Source organism: Candidatus Tisiphia endosymbiont of Mystacides longicornis (genome assembly GCF_964031095.1).
Lineage (GTDB): Bacteria > Pseudomonadota > Alphaproteobacteria > Rickettsiales > Rickettsiaceae > Tisiphia.
The window spans coordinates 182,843-198,969 of record NZ_OZ035004.1; the positions used below are offsets into that span (position 1 = coordinate 182,843).

Below are 16,127 nucleotides of genomic sequence, written 5' to 3' on the forward strand. Positions count from 1 at the left end.
AGTGAAGCTAGAAAATTGCTACAATTTACAGGTAATGCTCCAATTACAGTCAACAGATATGTAAAGAAAACGTTACGCTGTAATGCTTGCGATTATACAGTTATGAACAATAAAAATATCAACAAATGGACAAATAGTAGCAGAAGTGCAATAGTGTTACAAAAGACCTATGGTACTCCTTTCTACCGTTTATCTAGGCTACAGAGTTTAAGCGGGGTTCCTATAGCATACAGCTCGCTCTGGCAACAATATTTAGATGTTTGGCAAGAAGGTGGTGGAGCTGAAATTTACGGGGTATTATTGGAAATGGCTGCCGAATGTAGTTCACTGAACCTTGATGATACTAGAGCTAGGATTTTAGAAATTACTATAGCCAATAAAAAATTACGTACTCAAAATAAGAAAGGACGCAGCTGTTATACTACTACAATATGTGCTAAGACTGCAAATAATGAGGTAATAGTTTTATATTTTACCGGTAATAGGCATGGTGGAGAAAATATAGGTAACGTACTAAAGAATCGTAAGAATAGAACAGATTCTATCCAATTAATGACTGACGCAAGTAACAATAATAACCCGGTATTATCAGAAGCAGATAAAGAATTACTGGCAATAATAGTGATGATCAATTGTTTGTCACATGGTCAGAGAAAATTTACAGAAAATGAACTATATTACCCTGAAGAATGCGGATATTTTCTCAAACAAACACGTGGGATTTACCACAATGAACATCAATGTAAAGAGATGAGTCCTGAAGAGAAACTTGGGTATCATCAGGAACATAGCAGTAAATATATAGAAAACATATATAACAAAATAGACGAATTATTTAACGACAAGAAAGTTGAGCCTAATAGTAGGCTTGGACAAGCTATGAAATATTGGATAAATAATAAAGAAGGTTTGACCCAATTTTTAAAAATCCCAGTTAGCAATCTTGATAATAATTGGGCTGAGAGATCACTGCGTACCATTATTTTACAAAGGAAGAATTCATTATTCTTTAAAACAATCAATAGTGCTGAGATACATAGTGGTCTGTATAGTATAGTAAAGACTTGTAGTGAGAACGAGATCAATGCCTTTAAATATTTAAATTGGCTACAAGAGCATAGTAGCAAAGCAAAGAAGCATCCTGAGGATTATACGCCTTTTGCCTATGCAAGATATATGAATAATACGGAATTAATCGAGACAGCAGCTTAAACGACAGGAAGCCAATCATTAGAGAATTTGGCAGAACTAGGATCGCCATTATGAATAAGAATGTGTAAGGTTCTATAACAAATTTGGTAAGATGAATTATCAGATGGGAAAAGTTTTGCCGTAAATTTACCTTTGGATAGGCGTTTAGAGCATAGCCAAAAGCCTTGACCGTCAAAGGACAAAATTTTAATGGCAGTTCTGTTTTTATTATAGAATAAAAACAAGGAACCATTAAGAGGGTCAGAAGAAAGTTTTTGTCTACAAACAGCGATTAAGCCATCGATACCCTTGCGAAAATCGATGGCAATAGTGGCAACAAAAATAACTGACGCCGGGGTTAGTTGCAGCATAAAAATGTCTGAATTATAGTTTTTGGCTCTAGTGTTTGGATAATAAGCTTGGTACCATTTGGTTTAATAATGTGACAAGTATAGTGATTTTGCTTGGGAGCAGCTACAGGATCGGTATCTATAGAATTTACTAGTTGAAATGGGAGAAAATTAATATTTTGTTGTAGGGATTGATTTGAAGTTGAGACAGAAGAAGTTTTGATGGTAGGTTCATGGGCTTTTTTAGTTGAACTAATTGTTGCTTTATTAATATTAAGATGTTTAGCTATCTCTTGGTAAGAATAATGATGGAGTAATTGGTGAACTAATTCCTTTAGATGGTTTGGTATAGGATCAAACTTATTAGTTTTAGTTTGACGCCAAGCTTTAAATTGCTGAGCTACTTGCTCAATAGTAATCGATGGTATTTGCATAGTATGAAACCCAAATGTATAAAAAATTCATACTAACAAAAAAATTAGATAAAGTTATGCAGTTTTGCTGCAAGTATACGTTACAAAATATCTTATAGTTTCCTTAACTATTTTCAGTGCCTTTTCTGGGGATTTAGCCCTTATTGTTTGTAGGTTGTGAATGCGGTCAAATAATTTAATCAATGCCACGTCAAATCTCTTTTGTTGAGATAATAAATCCAAAGTATCTTTGGAGCTAATCTTACCGTAAGACTTGTTCCTTGTTAGAGCTTCCACTTGGCTAGCAACTTGACTACCAAAAATTCGAGCTATCATCTCTTCAGTAAGTATTGTATCTTCGATCGTATCATGCAGTAAGCTGGTAACTATCATTTCAGTTTTAAATAATGTGGGAATTTCTTGGGCTGTGTACTGGGCAACCATGTATGATACTTCTATTGGATGAGAATAATAGGGGTCGCCAGATTGTCGCATTTGACTACCATGATATTTCTTAGCGTAATAGATAGCTTTAGTAATTTCGTCGATATCTACTGGATCATTTACTTTTTCATTTAGTAAAATCAATTTATTAAGTAGCTTAGTAGAATATTTACAAGATTCGAACTTTACCCGCCAATTGTCAATATCTTCCATAAAAGTACCTCTCTAATTAATTTAATTGTACATTAAATTAATATTGCCAATAATTTTGTTATATTTTTTAAAAATTCCTCAATTATCTTTAGGTTATGCAAGAGGTCTAATAACTAAAGTAATTCTACAATTTGCTCAAATTGTAATAAATATTCTTGTTCTTTATCAAGATCTTTTAATTTAAGGCTATTACTCATTTGTTCATCATCACCAACAAAAATAACATATTTAGCTTTCTGTAGATTAGCCCGAATCATTCTCTTGGCTATTTTGCCTTTGGCGTCTAAGGTAACAGAAATATTTTTTTGGCGTAATTGATTGGCTAAGATTAAACAATATTCTAAATTATTGTCACTAATAGGAAAGATAAATACTGGTCTGGCTTTAGATATGTTGTATTCTCTCATTAAAGCAAGCCTTTCGATTCCAGCAGCAAAGCCAATGGCTTTTGTCTCTGACCCGCCCATAATTTTGCTCAACCCATCATATCTTCCACCAGCAAGAATTGTCGACTGACTGCCAAGTTTGCTAGTAGTAAACTCAAAAGTTGTATGGCAATAATAATCAAGCCCCCTTACTAGCCTTGGGTTAATGATATATTTTACATTCAGTAAATCTAAGTATCTTAACACATCGTCAAAATATCTTGCAGTATCACTATTATAGTATTGAGACATTAACGGGCTATTCGCAACTATTTTTCTATCATTTTCATCTTTTGAATCTAAGATCCGCATCGGATTTTTGACGAGTCGCTTTTGGCTATCTTCTGATAATTCTGACTTATAATCATTGAAATACTCTACCAGCTTTTGTTGGTAGATGGTACGAGTTGCAGCACAACCAATTGAGTTTATTTCTAAAGTTGTATCTTTATCTATTTCTAAAGCCTGAAGAATATCTAAGGCAAGCCTAATTGTTTCAGCATCGTTACTCGATCCTTCTTCTCCACCAATATACTCAAAATTTATTTGATGAAATTGCCTTTGTCTACCAGCCTGTGGTCGGTCATAACGAAATACTGGACCGCTTGAAAAGAACTTAATAGGTAATGTTTGTTGCAGGTTATTAGAGATAAAAGCCCTAATAATACCGGCTGTAAACTCAGGTCTAAGAGAAATATTATTATCACTCTTATCAAGGAAATTGTACATTTCCTTGCTTATTACATCAGAAGTCTCTCCAAGTGTACGGTCAAAAACTTTAGTATATTCAATTATCGGCGTACTCATGGCTTGATAACCATAAAGTTCACCAATATGTTTTGCTGTGTTAATTATATAATCGTGAATTATATAATCCGCAGGTAGTAGGTCTTTAGTACCACGTAATGGTTGTAGTGCATTACTCATACAAATTAAACTTGTCGTTTCATAAAGAACAATCTAAGAATATACAGAACAAACATTAGTGCAAACCAATATATTAATAATTGCCCTGCAATCATCAAATTAAAGTTACTATCAAATATTTGTATAAATAGTAAATATAGGCAAGCTATTAAAACAAATGGTATAATGATACATGCAGCAGGACATTTAAATGGTCTTGGAACATTTGGCATTTTTATTCTAAACAATATGACTATTATAGCAACCACTGTATAATCTATTAATGATCCCATAGATGATAACTGAACAAGAATTTCAGTTGGGCAAAATCCTCCTAATAATGCAGCAAGTGCAGAAAATATTAAGATAGTAATATAAGGACTATCATATTTTGTATGAAGTTTTGCAAAACTTTTTGGCAATAACCCATCTCGAGCAATTACATAAAAAATACGGGATGTAGCGTAAATATTCATCATTAGTACCGTAGTCATACCACATACTGCTCCAGTAGCAACTATGGCAGACCCAACATTACTATTGTTCAAGCTAAGAGCATAGGCAAGTGGTTGATCGTTATTAAGTTGATCAAAAGGGGCTATACCAGTGACTAGCCCAGCTATTATAACATATACTATCGTTGCAATTACTAGTGATCCAATAATACCAATCATTAAATCTCGGTTAGGATTTTTGCATTCTTCAGCTGTAGTGGCTATTGTCCCAAAACCGGTCATAGCAAAAAATAGGATAGATGCCCCAACTAACATATTATTGAAGCCAAAAGGTAAAAAGTTTTGCCAATTTGTTGCATCAAAATACGGTGTGGCAAACACAATAAAAGCAAATATAGCTGCCATTTTTATAAATACTAAAATGGCATTTAGTTTTTTACTATCTTTCGTTCCTAAGTACAAAATAAAAGAGACAAACACTACAATAAGAAAAGCTGGTAAATTTATTATTCCACCATTGCTAGGCACGGTAGTTAAAGCTTTAGGCAAACCTATTCCACCAGCTGACAATATTGCCTGAACATATCCAGACCAAGAAGCTGCAACAGTTCCAGCAGCAAAACCAAGTTCTAATATGATAACACTACCCATTAACCAAGCAAATACCTCACCAAATGCTACATAAGAGTAAGTATAAATACTGCCAGAAGTCGGTAACATGGTAGCAAGCTCTGTATAGGCAAGAGCAACAAAAATACATGTTCCACCAGCAATAGCATATGATAGCATAACTGCAGGACCAGAATATTTAGCCGCAACTAGACCTGTTATTACAAATACACCCGTACCTATTATAGCCCCAAGACCCAATAATATTAAATCAAATGCTCCTAAGGTTTTAGCGAGACCACTAGTCTTCCCTAGCTCTTTTATTGATTCAAAACTTTTTCTTGTTAAAAAACTCATTAATCTCTCCAATTTTAATAATAGAAAATACTCTTGTCATTCCCGCGTAGGCTGGAATCTAACCCACTACCTACGCAGGGGTGACATAAAATTTGGATTGCTTCGCCCACTAAAGTGGCTCCTCGCAATGACGTTGACGATAAATACTAATCGGGATACTATAAAAGTATTTATGCAATTTCTCTAGTAATCCATCCTCCACCAAGAACTCGAGCATTATCATATATGACACAAGCCTGACCAGGAGTTACAGCTTTCTCTGCAGACATTAACTTTACCCTAATTTCTGTATTACTTATCCTACTAATCTTGGCAAAGGTAGCAGGACGAGTCGAACGAATCTTAACTTGCACCTCAACTTCCTCTTGGACAACCATTTCTTTACCAAGCCAGTTAACATTCTTAATGGTAAATTCGGTAGAATCTAATGCCGAATCTGGACCAACATAGACAATTTTTGTATTAGGGTCAATTCTTACTACATAAAGTGGTTCATGAAAAGCTATGCCAAGTCCACGACGTTGACCTATAGTATAGTTGATAATACCATTATGTGTCCCGAGTTCAAAGCCGTCTACATGGATTATTTTACCTTTTTCATTAACATCGGTTCGGATATTACTAATTACCTTCCTATAATCACCATCTGGTACAAAACAAATATCTTGGCTATCAGGCTTATCTGCAACGCCTAAGTTAAATCTAGTAGCAATATTTCTTGTTTGCTCTTTGCTTAATTCTCCCAAAGGAAAAGATAGATAATTTAGTTGTTCTAAAGTAGTTGCAAACAAAAAATAACTTTGGTCTTTGGCAATATCAATACCAGTATGTAATTCTGCTCCATCTATACCTTCGACTTTCCGAACATAATGACCAGTAGCAAGACAGTCAGCTCCTAAATCTTTTGCTACTTTTAGTAAGTCCTTAAATTTAACTGACTGGTTACATTGTACACATGGCGAAGGTGTTTCGCCTCTAATATAACTATCGGCAAAGTTATAAATTACTGATTCTTTAAATTTAGACTCGTAATCCAATACATAATGCGGAATATTTAGCATATCCGCCACCATTTTTGCGTCATAAATGTCTTGCCCAGCACAACAAGCATTCTTTTTCTTGGTGGCTATGCCGTGATCGTATAATTGTAGTGTTATACCAATGACTTTATGTCCTTGTTCACAAAGCATAGCAGCCACTACTGAGCTATCAACCCCACCAGACATTGCAACTACTATTGTAGATGGATTACTTATTCTATTATTCATTGCATTTATAGTAAATTTATGTTATAGTAAATACATCTTGCCAACTCGATAAACGAAGCAACACATTATAATAACTTTATAGATAAATTACAATAGGATTTATAATTTATCCCGATTTTTAATCATCCATTATTTTTAATATCAAAAATTACTCCTATATTAACCTGACATTTTATTAGTAAGTTAGGTTATATCCATAAAATATAGCAGATTTTTATGTTACACTAATAGCTGTTTACATTATTTTTGCAAGATTGCTTATTTTTTTCATTTGCTTCAATACTCAACATATTTAAAATATGTTTAACTAACATAATTCTTGACTTATTATGTTTAATTAATGACCCTATAATAGGATTGAGTAATTTAGAATGTCGCATTAGATAAGGATCGTACTCAAAATGCACCCCACTTAAAATAGCCCTACCACTACCGAATTTACAAATTATAATAGCTGCCTTACAATCTTCATAATTAGCAATAATTTTTGTATTAGCTACATTTTGGGCATCTAAAAAATAGCCTCCTCCATTATAAAAAACCATAGAATCTTCAGGAAGATTAGGAGTATTTAAGATTATCCTAGCGGCTCTTGCTCCTTTATTTGAATTATAGTAATACTTACATAAGGCTGGACCTATAACACCCCCCTGGTATATGGCAAGTTCTCGAGTTCCTATTACTTCTATTGGTGAAGATTTAGCAAATTCTAGGTAGGTACCGCTATAATATGCTCCTGCACATATTCCAAGAAAACTACCACCTTGCATTAAATATTTCTGTATTTGCTTATTGCCTTTACCGTTAAGATATTGTGTATAATACCTATCCGCCCCTCCTGGAATAATAAGTAAACTAGTATTATCAATCCAATCGCCTCTTATAATTTCTTCTGCAGAAATATAACTTATATGATATTTTGTTGAAGCATAATGAACAAAACTATTAAAGGTATGATACAAGCTTTCCTTCGATGTACCTAGCCCATTATAGATTCTGATTGATGATATCATTAAATTTTTTTACTCAAACTAATAGCTATATTACACATTAACTTGATAATTTTATTAATTAGGGGGGCAAATACTACTTCATTACTACCTTGCACTAGAGCTATATCTTTATGCTCCGTTTCATCAGACTGAAATTGCTTTATACTATCTAACAATTCTTTTTCTAAATTATATTCTTCGAGATAGTCTATTTGCTTCTGATAATGTTGTTCAATCACTTCTTCTACACTTTGGGTTAGTAGCATGGCAGTTTTTGTTCCTATTAATATTGATCCACTACCAAGTACATAACCAATAATATGCCAAAATGGCATTAAGATAGTTGGTCTAACATTACCTTGTAATAACAAGTTAGTAAAGTAGCTTAAATGCACTTCTTCTTGCTGCATCATATGTTTTATTGTAGGATAGGTTTGATGGTTTCTGCAATAATTTAATTGCCCCTCATAAATTCGTTTTGCACCGTATTCTCCGGCGTGATCCACTCTAATAATTTCTTTGATGATATTTCTTGAATTGGTAAAGTCTGGTCTTGCCATACGCCCTAGTTCATTTAAATAATGTTATTAAAATTTATTCTATCAAGAAATATAATACACCAATCTATCAGTTCCTTAAAAGATAAATTTATATTTTATTGACAGTTTAGTGTCATTATTGTATAAGTAAATCTGTTCCTTTGTATTGGATATGAATTTATGAAACGCACATTTCAACCTAGCAATTTAGTAAGAAAAAGAAGACATGGGTTTAAGGCAAGAATGGCAACTGTTGGTGGTAGAGAGATTTTAAGGAAGCGTCGGGCAAAAGGCAGAAAGAAGTTATCAGCATAGGCAGTGCTTATTTTATCTCTAAAAAATCAAAAAGAATTTGACCTAGTTAATAAGTTAGGCAAAAAGTTCCATAGTCCTTATTTTATCACAGTAATAGCAAAAGATTTTACTAAGCTTCTTGCAAAATTAAATGCAGGGAATAACGCTGCTGGCAAGACTACCAATCAAACACGGCTATGTAAAAAATCTGGTGAAGTTTTATTGCTTTTTGGCATAAAAGCCGGAAGAAAATTAGGAAATGCTGTTATTCGCAATAAAATCAAGAGACGTATCAGACATTTAATTAGGCTTCTAAGTAAAGAAACACAAATTAAACCCAATAGCTGGGCAATAATAATTATTCCTAAGAAAGGTTTTGATCAAATTGATTTTGCAACTTTACTAAGCGAATTATACAGGATATTTTCAAAGGCATAATAGACTCATGAGCGTTCACGAAAAAAAGTTAAAATACAAAACATCATTGCAAAGAGCTATTTTAGTAGCATTGAAGCAATTCAAAATAATGGATTGCTTCGTCGACCTGCGGTCTTTCTCGCAATGACGTTGACCACATACGACTTTTAAACTATTTGGTCTAAAACCTCTTCCTCTTCTAACTTTCAACAGTTGTGGTATTAGCCCTTACGGTAAAGCCCGATAGCAAGCGTGGTCTAGCACAATATTTAAGCGAACAATTTAACAAAAACCATGATTTAGACACCATATATCGCATGATGAATAAGTTGCAGGAGCGGATACCTAAAATTAAAGAATTATGCTTTAAAAATACCTTGGCTCTAATCCTCAACAAGCAGGTAAGTTTAGGAGGCTACCTGCAATAACTAAAGTAATTCTATATTTGGCTCTTTTTGGTTGCGAAAATAGCTCAAAATATAATTATATATATAAAACTTCCTAAAAATTAATAGCCCTCCTATCTACAGCCAAAGCTGCTTCCTTTATGGCTTCACTTAAGGTAGGATGGGCATGACAAGTTCTTGCTATATCTTCTGAAGAAGCACCAAATTCCATAAATGCTACAAGCTCTGCAATCATAGTACCAGCTGAAGGGCCTATAATATGTGCTCCAAGTACTTTATCCGTTACGCTATCAGCCAATATTTTTACCATCCCATCAGTACAACCTGTGCTTCTCGCTCGACTATTTGCCAAAAATGGAAATTTGCCGACCTTGTACTCAATCTTAGCTTCTTTTAATTGCTCCTCTGTTAAGCCAACACTTGCCACTTCTGGATAAGTGTAGATGACACTTGGAATAAGGTTGTAATTAACATGACCTGCTAAACCTGCCATAATTTCAACGGCAGCAACAGCTTCTTCTTCTGCTTTATGAGCGAGCATAGGTCCAGCAATTACATCACCGACAGCATAAATATTAGGCATTATTGTTTGGAACTGATCATTAACCGTAATCCTATTTTGTTTGTCCGTTTTAATGGCTAATTTATCTAGACCTAAATTTGTTGTATGGGCTTTTCTACCAACGGCTACTAGCACTATATCTGCTATTACCTGTTGTGCTGAATTGTCAGTTGCTTGTTGTATATTTAAAATAACTTTTCCTGCTTTTTTCTCAGCAGATATCACCTTAGTGTTTAATCGCAATTCAATAGATTGTTTTTGTAGGATTTTGGTAAATTGACTGATAATTTCTTTATCTAAAGCTGGCACAATACTTTCAGCATATTCAATAACCGTTACTTTGGAGCCAAGCCTGTTCCATACCGAACCAAGCTCTAAACCGATATACCCCCCACCAATTACCACCATAGTTTCCGGAACTTTAGCAAGACTCAAGGCTCCTGTTGATGACACTATATATTCCTCATCAACAGTAATATTGGGCATTTCAATAATATCAGAGCCAGTAGCAATTAAAATATTCTTAGCCGATATTTGTTCAACTGATGCATCGTTAGTAATTTCTACAAGATTGGCTGAAATAAACTTGGCACTTCCTGTAAATTTAGTGATTTTATTTTTTATAAACAAACCTTCTATGCCTTTGCATAAGTCTGATACTACCTGACTTTTTTTAGTCATCATTTTCTGTAAATCAAGTTTGGCTGAGGTCGTAATGCCAATATCGGCACAATGGTTCAATACTTCATGATATTTCTCCGAAAAATTTAGTAATACTTTGGAAGGAATACAGCCAACATTTAGGCAAGTACCACCAAGCGTCACCCTTTTCTCTATACAGGCAACCTTCATACCCAACTGGGCTGCTCTTATTGCTCCTGTATAACCAGCCGGACCACCACCAATCACTATTAAATCAAATTCTTTCATATATTTTCCTCCATAATAATAGCATTATAAACCATAAACATACCAACACTAATAGTTTTTAGAAAAATAATTATTTTTTTATAGCTAACCCAAGTTAATATTTAACTCATCTTCTTACGAACCAAACCGCTACAAATTTTGCGTATTATTAGTTCTTATCGTGATATCAAGAATACTTACCAGTAGTTATTCTAGTACTACAGTTGTAGATTGAATGTGAGTGTTCACGGAAAAAAGGTTAAAGTATAAGATGTCATTGCGAGGAGGTTGCCAGACCGACGAAGCAATCCAGGAAAGTGATTAGAAATGGATTGCTTCGTTGACCTTACGGTCTCCTCGCAATGACGCTTGGTGATCAGGTTTTTTTATTCATCACAAAAAAATAGCAAAAAAATCGTGAATGCTCACATCTAAACTACAACTGTAGTAGATACCAAGCCAGTTTTAAAAGATGTTGCACTATGTGCATCTATTACCGGTTGAACTTGCTTCTTTAATTGTTGAATTTGTTTCTCTAATCCCTTGAGCTTTATATTTTCTTTACTAGCCATATATTAAACCTGAACTGCTGCAAGCCTAAATTTCTCTATTACTAACCCATTGATAGGCAGTAGGATCACTAAATACTTGTCGTAAGAATTGATTGTTCAGAGCATGGCTGGTTTTATAACCAGTGATGTTAGCTATTAGATGCCCTCCTGTAGTATATAAATCTCCGAATAGATCAAGAAGTTTATGCCGCACGAATTCATCAGTATATCTAAGTCCATCATGATTTATTATAATATCTTGATCTATACCTATAGCGTTATCGAGAGATGCCCCACGTGCCAGCCCTTTACTTTTTAAATATTCAAGTTCATGGATAAATCCAAAAGTTCTAGCATCAGCAATATTATTTTTAAAAGATTCATTTTCTGAGAAGAGTAAATTTTGCTTACCAATAGCTTTACTAGCAAAATCTATTGTCATATCAACTGTCATGCTATGAGCAGGGCTACACACTAACTCGCAATCTTTGTGAATTGCCCTAATTTCTTTTAAGATTTTTAGGTATTTTTTTGGAGCATTTTGTAATTGTCGCCCAGCACATTCTATCATAAAAACAAAAGCTTTACTGCTACCATCCATTATTGGTACTTCAGAACCATCGATTTCAATTATTAAATTATCAATTCCACATCCCCAAAGAGCTGCCATTAAATGCTCTATAGTTGAAACGGAAATATTATGTTCATTTTTTATGGTAGTAGAGAAAGAAGTCTCTGAGACATTCAAACAACTAGCTTGAATAAAATTTATTTCTTGCCGCACATCAGTCCTGACAAAAACAATGCCAGTATTTTCTGCAGCTGGTCTTAAAGTCAACTGAGTAATGTTACCTGAATGAACGCCTACCCCATAACAACTTACAGGGTTTAGTATTGATACTTGCATTGATAAGTTCTACTTCTATTTTAGAAATTCAAGCTATTTTAATACCTTAACAGATTATATGCAAGTTACATTATGTTACAAAATATTACACTTATACTAGTACTACAGTTGTAGATTGAATGTGAGTGTTCACGGAAAAAAGGTTAAAGTATAAGATGTCATTGCGAGGAGGTTGCCAGACCGACGAAGCAATCCAGAAAAGTGATTAGAAATGGATTGCTTCGTTGACCTTACGGTCTCCTCGCAATGACGCTTGGTGATCAGGTTTTTTTATTCATCACAAAAAAATAGCAAAAAAATCGTGAACACTCACATTCAATCTACAACTGTAGTACTAGATAATCAAGGTTCTTGCAGAGCTTTAAATATAGTCAATTCAGAAGAATTTGGGGCTAGGAGCGATGGAGCGACGCCTATAAGTAATAAGCGAGCGACGAGTGACGACGTCCCCAACTTCTCATCAATTGACTATACTACCCAGTCCTCCTGAATTGGCTATATACTCTCAAAATTTGCTATTGTAATTTTTTAAATTGGTATTTAATAGTAAGATTCAAAACCCCTCCACCAACAACTCCAACATAAATCTTAATATTATTCTTACCATTCCGTAAATGTGGCATCAGATCAAGTTGCGGCAACTTAGTAGATTTATATATATCAGGAGCTTCCGCAAAATCTTCTTTTTTACCAGTTTTAGAAATGTAAACAACACATTTGTCAGCTTGATAATCTCTACATTCTATATCCTTAAACTCATGATTAGGGGGACCAGTATAAATAATTTTATCATTGACTTTAATCATTAAGTAATCATCATAATACGAATCAGCCCCACCTATTGTAAAAGAGGTTAGCATATTAGTATTGGGAACATCAATCTCATAATTTGCCCAATTTAATGTATTTATTAGATAGGCTGTAGAATTGTATGAACCACCAAGTACCAAAGTGCCAATTTTAGTTGAAGTATCATAGCTATTTTTTACAGGAAAATTACTTTTAAAGTCATTTGTATATTTGAAACTAAGACCATTATTCTCTTTACAACCAACTCCCTCCGATAAGGCTTCAAAACCAACGCTTTTAGTAGCTATATTTAATAGGCAATAACGCTGCAGTGGTTTATTCGGATCAATTAATACCCAACCATCCTTGCAAGTACCTTGTGCCAAGTGACCTATTTCTGTATCTGGATCACTTATGTTATTAGACTTCCATGTTGCATTACCACTAATATCAGTCGGGGTAGAAATTGCTTTGCATTTAGGGGCATCAATTGTGGTGCAAAGACCCAATTCCTGGGATGTTTTATCTCGGATTGTATTAGTTTTCTGATTATATAGGGCTTTCTCATTCTTCTGATCAAGGGTAAAATTGTAATACTGTCCAGTATTTATCTTGTCTCCTTGTGATGGAGCCGGATCAATTCTATTATCAGTATCTACAGAGACTTTACATACTTCAACACCTTGTTTACGATTATTTGTATAACAATACATGGTATTGCATTTATAAATTGTGATACCTTCAATATTTTCTATAGAGTTACAATTAGTAATATTTTTACATAGAGGAAGAAAGTTTTGATATTGGGTGCTTTTTTCCTTGAATTTTAAGCAATCAATGGTATCTGATTCAAGTAGTTTTGCTAGCACGCAATTAGTATTATTTACTCCAGGAATACATTTTTCTATATCTTTTAATTGTAAACAACCATGCGTTGCTCCTTGCAGATATTTACCATTTATATATTCAAGACCTTTCAAATATACCGCATCTGTAATAAGTTTTCCTTCAGTATCGTAAGGAGCCTTGTCGTTTTTGTATTCACCATATATTGTTAAAGGATTCATAGATTTTTTTCCAGAAAACGGCATAGCAGTATATGTAACTGGTGGGGTATTAGAAATATATGCCATGAAGGAAGTAAAATTATATCCTGCTAAATTTATTATTTCTTCTGTCTTTTGTTTCTCAGTTGAATATATCGACAATGGAGTAACAACAGTGCTAGTTAAATCAACCACTTTCCCTTCTTTGTCTAACACTTGGATTGACGCAACAAATTGAGGGGTATAATAGCTATTATTAGGGCAAATCACCTCAGGAATTACCCCACATTTTTGGGTTAAGATTTGGTAGCCATCTGTTACTCTTTTTTCACAGCCAATTAGCTGATCTCCTTCTATTACACAAATAGATTTTGGGTCACGACGAAAACTAGGTTCTAAATCAGTATCTAAAAAAGTATTTCTAACAATTGACACAGCAAAAGACCACTTCTTGTCATTATTATCGTTGAGATCAAAGAGTTTTTGTAGTTTTAATAAATTGTTATCATCCTGATTTTGTAGCTTAGGAAATTCAATATTAGCATCGATAAACTCACCAATATTGATCCCCCATATTTCTTGACAAGTAGTTTTATCTTTATCCTCTGCCTTCGTGCTGTTACAATCAGGTAAATCATCAACATAGTAACTACTTGGTGTAGAGTGATTGCCTATTTTTTGTGCGTAAACTATTCTAAAGCCATCTTCACAACCATTTTCAGTAATGCTACATTTAAAGTCAATTTTTGTGTTAATGCAAGGTGTTGTATCACCAACTGAACATTTTTTTATTGCATCACGTTGAGCGGTAGCAATATGCATCCTTTTGGCTGAAGAAAATTCACCAAGATTGTTTATTACTACACATTTATCGGTTTTTGTAAGATTTCCTTCCTTTTTACAAAGAGGTACCATATTGTCTAAACTAATACGCACGACATTATGAATAAGATTATTCCTTAATTTAGATACTACACATGGGGCATCTGAAGATTGAACAAATAAACCGTTTTCATTCTTCTTACTGCATACAGATTGGGTAGTGGGGGTAATAACTAATGGGGCTAATTTAGGGCAATATGGTGGCGGGAAAGGACCAAATGGTAATTCAATACAACCAAATTGATAGTTATCAACAGTGTTATTTAGTTTGCCCAATGCTTCTACTATAGTTCCTGCCGCTGTATATATCCATCCTTGCTCAAGAATATATCCTATCCATTTAACCATTTCTTTTATAACATCAAGACCAGGGGTATTTTCAGCACCCATTATATCTAATAACTTACCTAATAGTGCTGACATAGTTAGATTAGACTTAATGTCTATTAAAAATTTTAGAACTTTTGCCAGAGGGTGTAACTCATCTGTTTTATGAAGAGGTTGTCTTACTGGGTTCCAGTCCAACGGATCTAAGTGAACTCCGGTAGCTGAAACCAGATTTACTAAACCAGGATCACTATATGCACATAACTTTGGTCTATCAAATTTAAGTGGTTTTCCATCATCTCCCATAAATAATTCGTCATCTTCTGTAAAACCAACATCATTCAAGTGTTTTCCACGAGTATAACCAGGATCTGCTGGCGTTCCTTTTTTGTTAAGATGAGTTGGTGCTACTTCCGGAACGGCAATTCTAGCACAAATTCTGAGTAAAGGTAAGGCATAAGCCCCAGGCCATACTACACATTCACCATCCCAATTTAAAGTAGTGGATTGATTCCAGCAGGCAAATGCATTACAACTTTGAGTTCTTATACGAATCTTTGGGGAAAAATAAGAGCTTTCTTTTGTACGTTCTGCACAATGCTGCAGATAAAATCCAATCCAATTTTCAGGAGGATCAAATTGAACCAAGCAATTATCTACATCACGTCCATCCCGTCTATTCCATGGTGGACATAGAGGGTTTGGCTTTATTGTTCTTTTGATTGTTTTATTCCATATTTCATCTATCGTAGTGTAGCCACAATTGCAAGGATTCTTTAGACATTCCCCAACTGCTTCCCAAGACGCACAACTATTGCTTGAGTAAATCAACAAGAAAAATACTAGATAATATTTTTTTAGCACCAAATTCCTC

The 16,127-nt window shown here is 34.2% G+C and carries 16 protein-coding genes and 1 pseudogene; 5 read left to right on the forward strand and 12 right to left on the reverse strand.

The window, feature by feature from the left end; translation table 11 throughout:
• The first annotated feature begins 102 nt into the window (after nucleotides 1–102).
• Nucleotides 103–1,212 (forward strand): IS66 family transposase, encoded by a 1,110-nt coding sequence (locus ACQH6S_RS01045; RefSeq protein ID WP_425364395.1) that lies wholly within the window; start codon nucleotides 103–105, stop codon nucleotides 1,210–1,212.
• On the opposite strand, the gene tnpB is transcribed toward ACQH6S_RS01045, so the two are convergent.
• From tnpB to ACQH6S_RS01085, 8 genes are all read right to left on the reverse strand, one after another.
• Nucleotides 1,209–1,562, reverse strand: a complete 354-nt coding sequence (gene tnpB, locus ACQH6S_RS01050) for an IS66 family insertion sequence element accessory protein TnpB (protein ID WP_341752109.1) — start codon at nucleotides 1,560–1,562, stop codon at nucleotides 1,209–1,211. The two genes, ACQH6S_RS01045 and tnpB, sit on opposite strands and share 4 nt — an antisense overlap.
• Complete coding sequence (locus ACQH6S_RS01055) at nucleotides 1,550–1,975, reverse strand: hypothetical protein (RefSeq protein WP_341758053.1); 426 nt, start codon at nucleotides 1,973–1,975, stop codon at nucleotides 1,550–1,552. Before ACQH6S_RS01055 ends, tnpB begins: the two co-directional genes overlap by 13 nt.
• Before the next feature lie 54 nt (nucleotides 1,976–2,029).
• Nucleotides 2,030–2,611 (reverse strand): HD domain-containing protein, encoded by a 582-nt coding sequence (locus ACQH6S_RS01060; RefSeq protein WP_425364618.1) that lies wholly within the window; start codon nucleotides 2,609–2,611, stop codon nucleotides 2,030–2,032.
• Between the two features lie 113 nt (nucleotides 2,612–2,724).
• The gene (hisS, locus tag ACQH6S_RS01065; protein ID WP_425360747.1) at nucleotides 2,725–3,963 is read right to left on the reverse strand and encodes a histidine--tRNA ligase; all 1,239 of its coding nucleotides are present in this window, start codon (nucleotides 3,961–3,963) and stop codon (nucleotides 2,725–2,727) included.
• 5 nt (nucleotides 3,964–3,968) lie between these two features.
• The gene (locus ACQH6S_RS01070; RefSeq protein ID WP_425360748.1) at nucleotides 3,969–5,363 is read right to left on the reverse strand and encodes an amino acid permease; all 1,395 of its coding nucleotides are present in this window, start codon (nucleotides 5,361–5,363) and stop codon (nucleotides 3,969–3,971) included.
• Between the two features lie 170 nt (nucleotides 5,364–5,533).
• Nucleotides 5,534–6,631: a tRNA 2-thiouridine(34) synthase MnmA gene (gene mnmA, locus ACQH6S_RS01075; protein WP_094649639.1), complete on the reverse strand. Its 1,098-nt coding sequence runs from the start codon at nucleotides 6,629–6,631 to the stop codon at nucleotides 5,534–5,536.
• A 224-nt stretch (nucleotides 6,632–6,855) separates the two neighbouring features.
• Nucleotides 6,856–7,644, reverse strand: a complete 789-nt coding sequence (locus ACQH6S_RS01080; RefSeq protein WP_425360749.1) for a BPL-N domain-containing protein — start codon at nucleotides 7,642–7,644, stop codon at nucleotides 6,856–6,858.
• Nucleotides 7,644–8,183 (reverse strand): demethoxyubiquinone hydroxylase family protein, encoded by a 540-nt coding sequence (locus ACQH6S_RS01085; protein ID WP_425360750.1) that lies wholly within the window; start codon nucleotides 8,181–8,183, stop codon nucleotides 7,644–7,646. Before ACQH6S_RS01085 ends, ACQH6S_RS01080 begins: the two co-directional genes overlap by 1 nt.
• Nucleotides 8,184–8,342: 159 nt before the next feature.
• Between ACQH6S_RS01085 and rpmH the strand changes: the two genes are divergently transcribed.
• The 3 genes and pseudogenes from rpmH to ACQH6S_RS01100 form a co-directional block, all read left to right on the forward strand.
• Complete coding sequence (rpmH, locus tag ACQH6S_RS01090) at nucleotides 8,343–8,477, forward strand: 50S ribosomal protein L34 (protein WP_094648876.1); 135 nt, start codon at nucleotides 8,343–8,345, stop codon at nucleotides 8,475–8,477.
• A 3-nt stretch (nucleotides 8,478–8,480) separates the two neighbouring features.
• Nucleotides 8,481–8,894, forward strand: a complete 414-nt coding sequence (rnpA, locus tag ACQH6S_RS01095) for a ribonuclease P protein component (RefSeq protein ID WP_341748528.1) — start codon at nucleotides 8,481–8,483, stop codon at nucleotides 8,892–8,894.
• A 194-nt stretch (nucleotides 8,895–9,088) separates the two neighbouring features.
• Nucleotides 9,089–9,283: pseudogene (locus tag ACQH6S_RS01100) on the forward strand (IS1634 family transposase); the annotation flags it as partial.
• 91 nt (nucleotides 9,284–9,374) lie between these two features.
• Here the strand turns inward: ACQH6S_RS01100 and lpdA are convergent.
• The 3 genes from lpdA to lpxC form a co-directional block, all read right to left on the reverse strand.
• Nucleotides 9,375–10,772 carry a dihydrolipoyl dehydrogenase gene (gene lpdA, locus ACQH6S_RS01105; protein ID WP_425360751.1) on the reverse strand — a complete coding sequence of 466 codons (1,398 nt, stop codon included), beginning with the start codon at nucleotides 10,770–10,772 and terminating at the stop codon, nucleotides 9,375–9,377.
• A gap of 410 nt (nucleotides 10,773–11,182) precedes the next feature.
• Nucleotides 11,183–11,323, reverse strand: a complete 141-nt coding sequence (locus tag ACQH6S_RS01110; RefSeq protein WP_425360752.1) for a hypothetical protein — start codon at nucleotides 11,321–11,323, stop codon at nucleotides 11,183–11,185.
• A gap of 25 nt (nucleotides 11,324–11,348) precedes the next feature.
• Nucleotides 11,349–12,209 (reverse strand): UDP-3-O-acyl-N-acetylglucosamine deacetylase, encoded by an 861-nt coding sequence (lpxC, locus tag ACQH6S_RS01115; protein WP_094648872.1) that lies wholly within the window; start codon nucleotides 12,207–12,209, stop codon nucleotides 11,349–11,351.
• Nucleotides 12,210–12,510: 301 nt separating this feature from the next.
• On the opposite strand from lpxC, the gene ACQH6S_RS01120 reads away from it, so the two are divergent.
• Nucleotides 12,511–12,699 (forward strand): palindromic element RPE2 domain-containing protein, encoded by a 189-nt coding sequence (locus ACQH6S_RS01120; protein ID WP_425360753.1) that lies wholly within the window; start codon nucleotides 12,511–12,513, stop codon nucleotides 12,697–12,699.
• A gap of 25 nt (nucleotides 12,700–12,724) precedes the next feature.
• Here ACQH6S_RS01120 and ACQH6S_RS01125 read toward each other — a convergent pair whose 3' ends face one another.
• Nucleotides 12,725–16,120, reverse strand: a complete 3,396-nt coding sequence (locus ACQH6S_RS01125; protein WP_425364619.1) for a hypothetical protein — start codon at nucleotides 16,118–16,120, stop codon at nucleotides 12,725–12,727.
• Nucleotides 16,121–16,127: the final 7 nt, after the last annotated feature.

Coding starts and splice junctions, on each gene's coding strand:
- ACQH6S_RS01045 (WP_425364395.1), top strand. CDS start 103: ATGAACAATAAAAATATCAACAAATGGACAAATAGTAGCAGAAGTGCA.
- tnpB (WP_341752109.1), bottom strand. CDS start 1,562: ATGCTGCAACTAACCCCGGCGTCAGTTATTTTTGTTGCCACTATTGCC.
- ACQH6S_RS01055 (WP_341758053.1), bottom strand. CDS start 1,975: ATGCAAATACCATCGATTACTATTGAGCAAGTAGCTCAGCAATTTAAA.
- ACQH6S_RS01060 (WP_425364618.1), bottom strand. CDS start 2,611: ATGGAAGATATTGACAATTGGCGGGTAAAGTTCGAATCTTGTAAATAT.
- hisS (WP_425360747.1), bottom strand. CDS start 3,963: ATGAGTAATGCACTACAACCATTACGTGGTACTAAAGACCTACTACCT.
- ACQH6S_RS01070 (WP_425360748.1), bottom strand. CDS start 5,363: ATGAGTTTTTTAACAAGAAAAAGTTTTGAATCAATAAAAGAGCTAGGG.
- mnmA (WP_094649639.1), bottom strand. CDS start 6,631: ATGAATAATAGAATAAGTAATCCATCTACAATAGTAGTTGCAATGTCT.
- ACQH6S_RS01080 (WP_425360749.1), bottom strand. CDS start 7,644: ATGATATCATCAATCAGAATCTATAATGGGCTAGGTACATCGAAGGAA.
- ACQH6S_RS01085 (WP_425360750.1), bottom strand. CDS start 8,183: ATGGCAAGACCAGACTTTACCAATTCAAGAAATATCATCAAAGAAATT.
- rpmH (WP_094648876.1), top strand. CDS start 8,343: ATGAAACGCACATTTCAACCTAGCAATTTAGTAAGAAAAAGAAGACAT.
- lpdA (WP_425360751.1), bottom strand. CDS start 10,772: ATGAAAGAATTTGATTTAATAGTGATTGGTGGTGGTCCGGCTGGTTAT.
- ACQH6S_RS01110 (WP_425360752.1), bottom strand. CDS start 11,323: ATGGCTAGTAAAGAAAATATAAAGCTCAAGGGATTAGAGAAACAAATT.
- lpxC (WP_094648872.1), bottom strand. CDS start 12,209: ATGCAAGTATCAATACTAAACCCTGTAAGTTGTTATGGGGTAGGCGTT.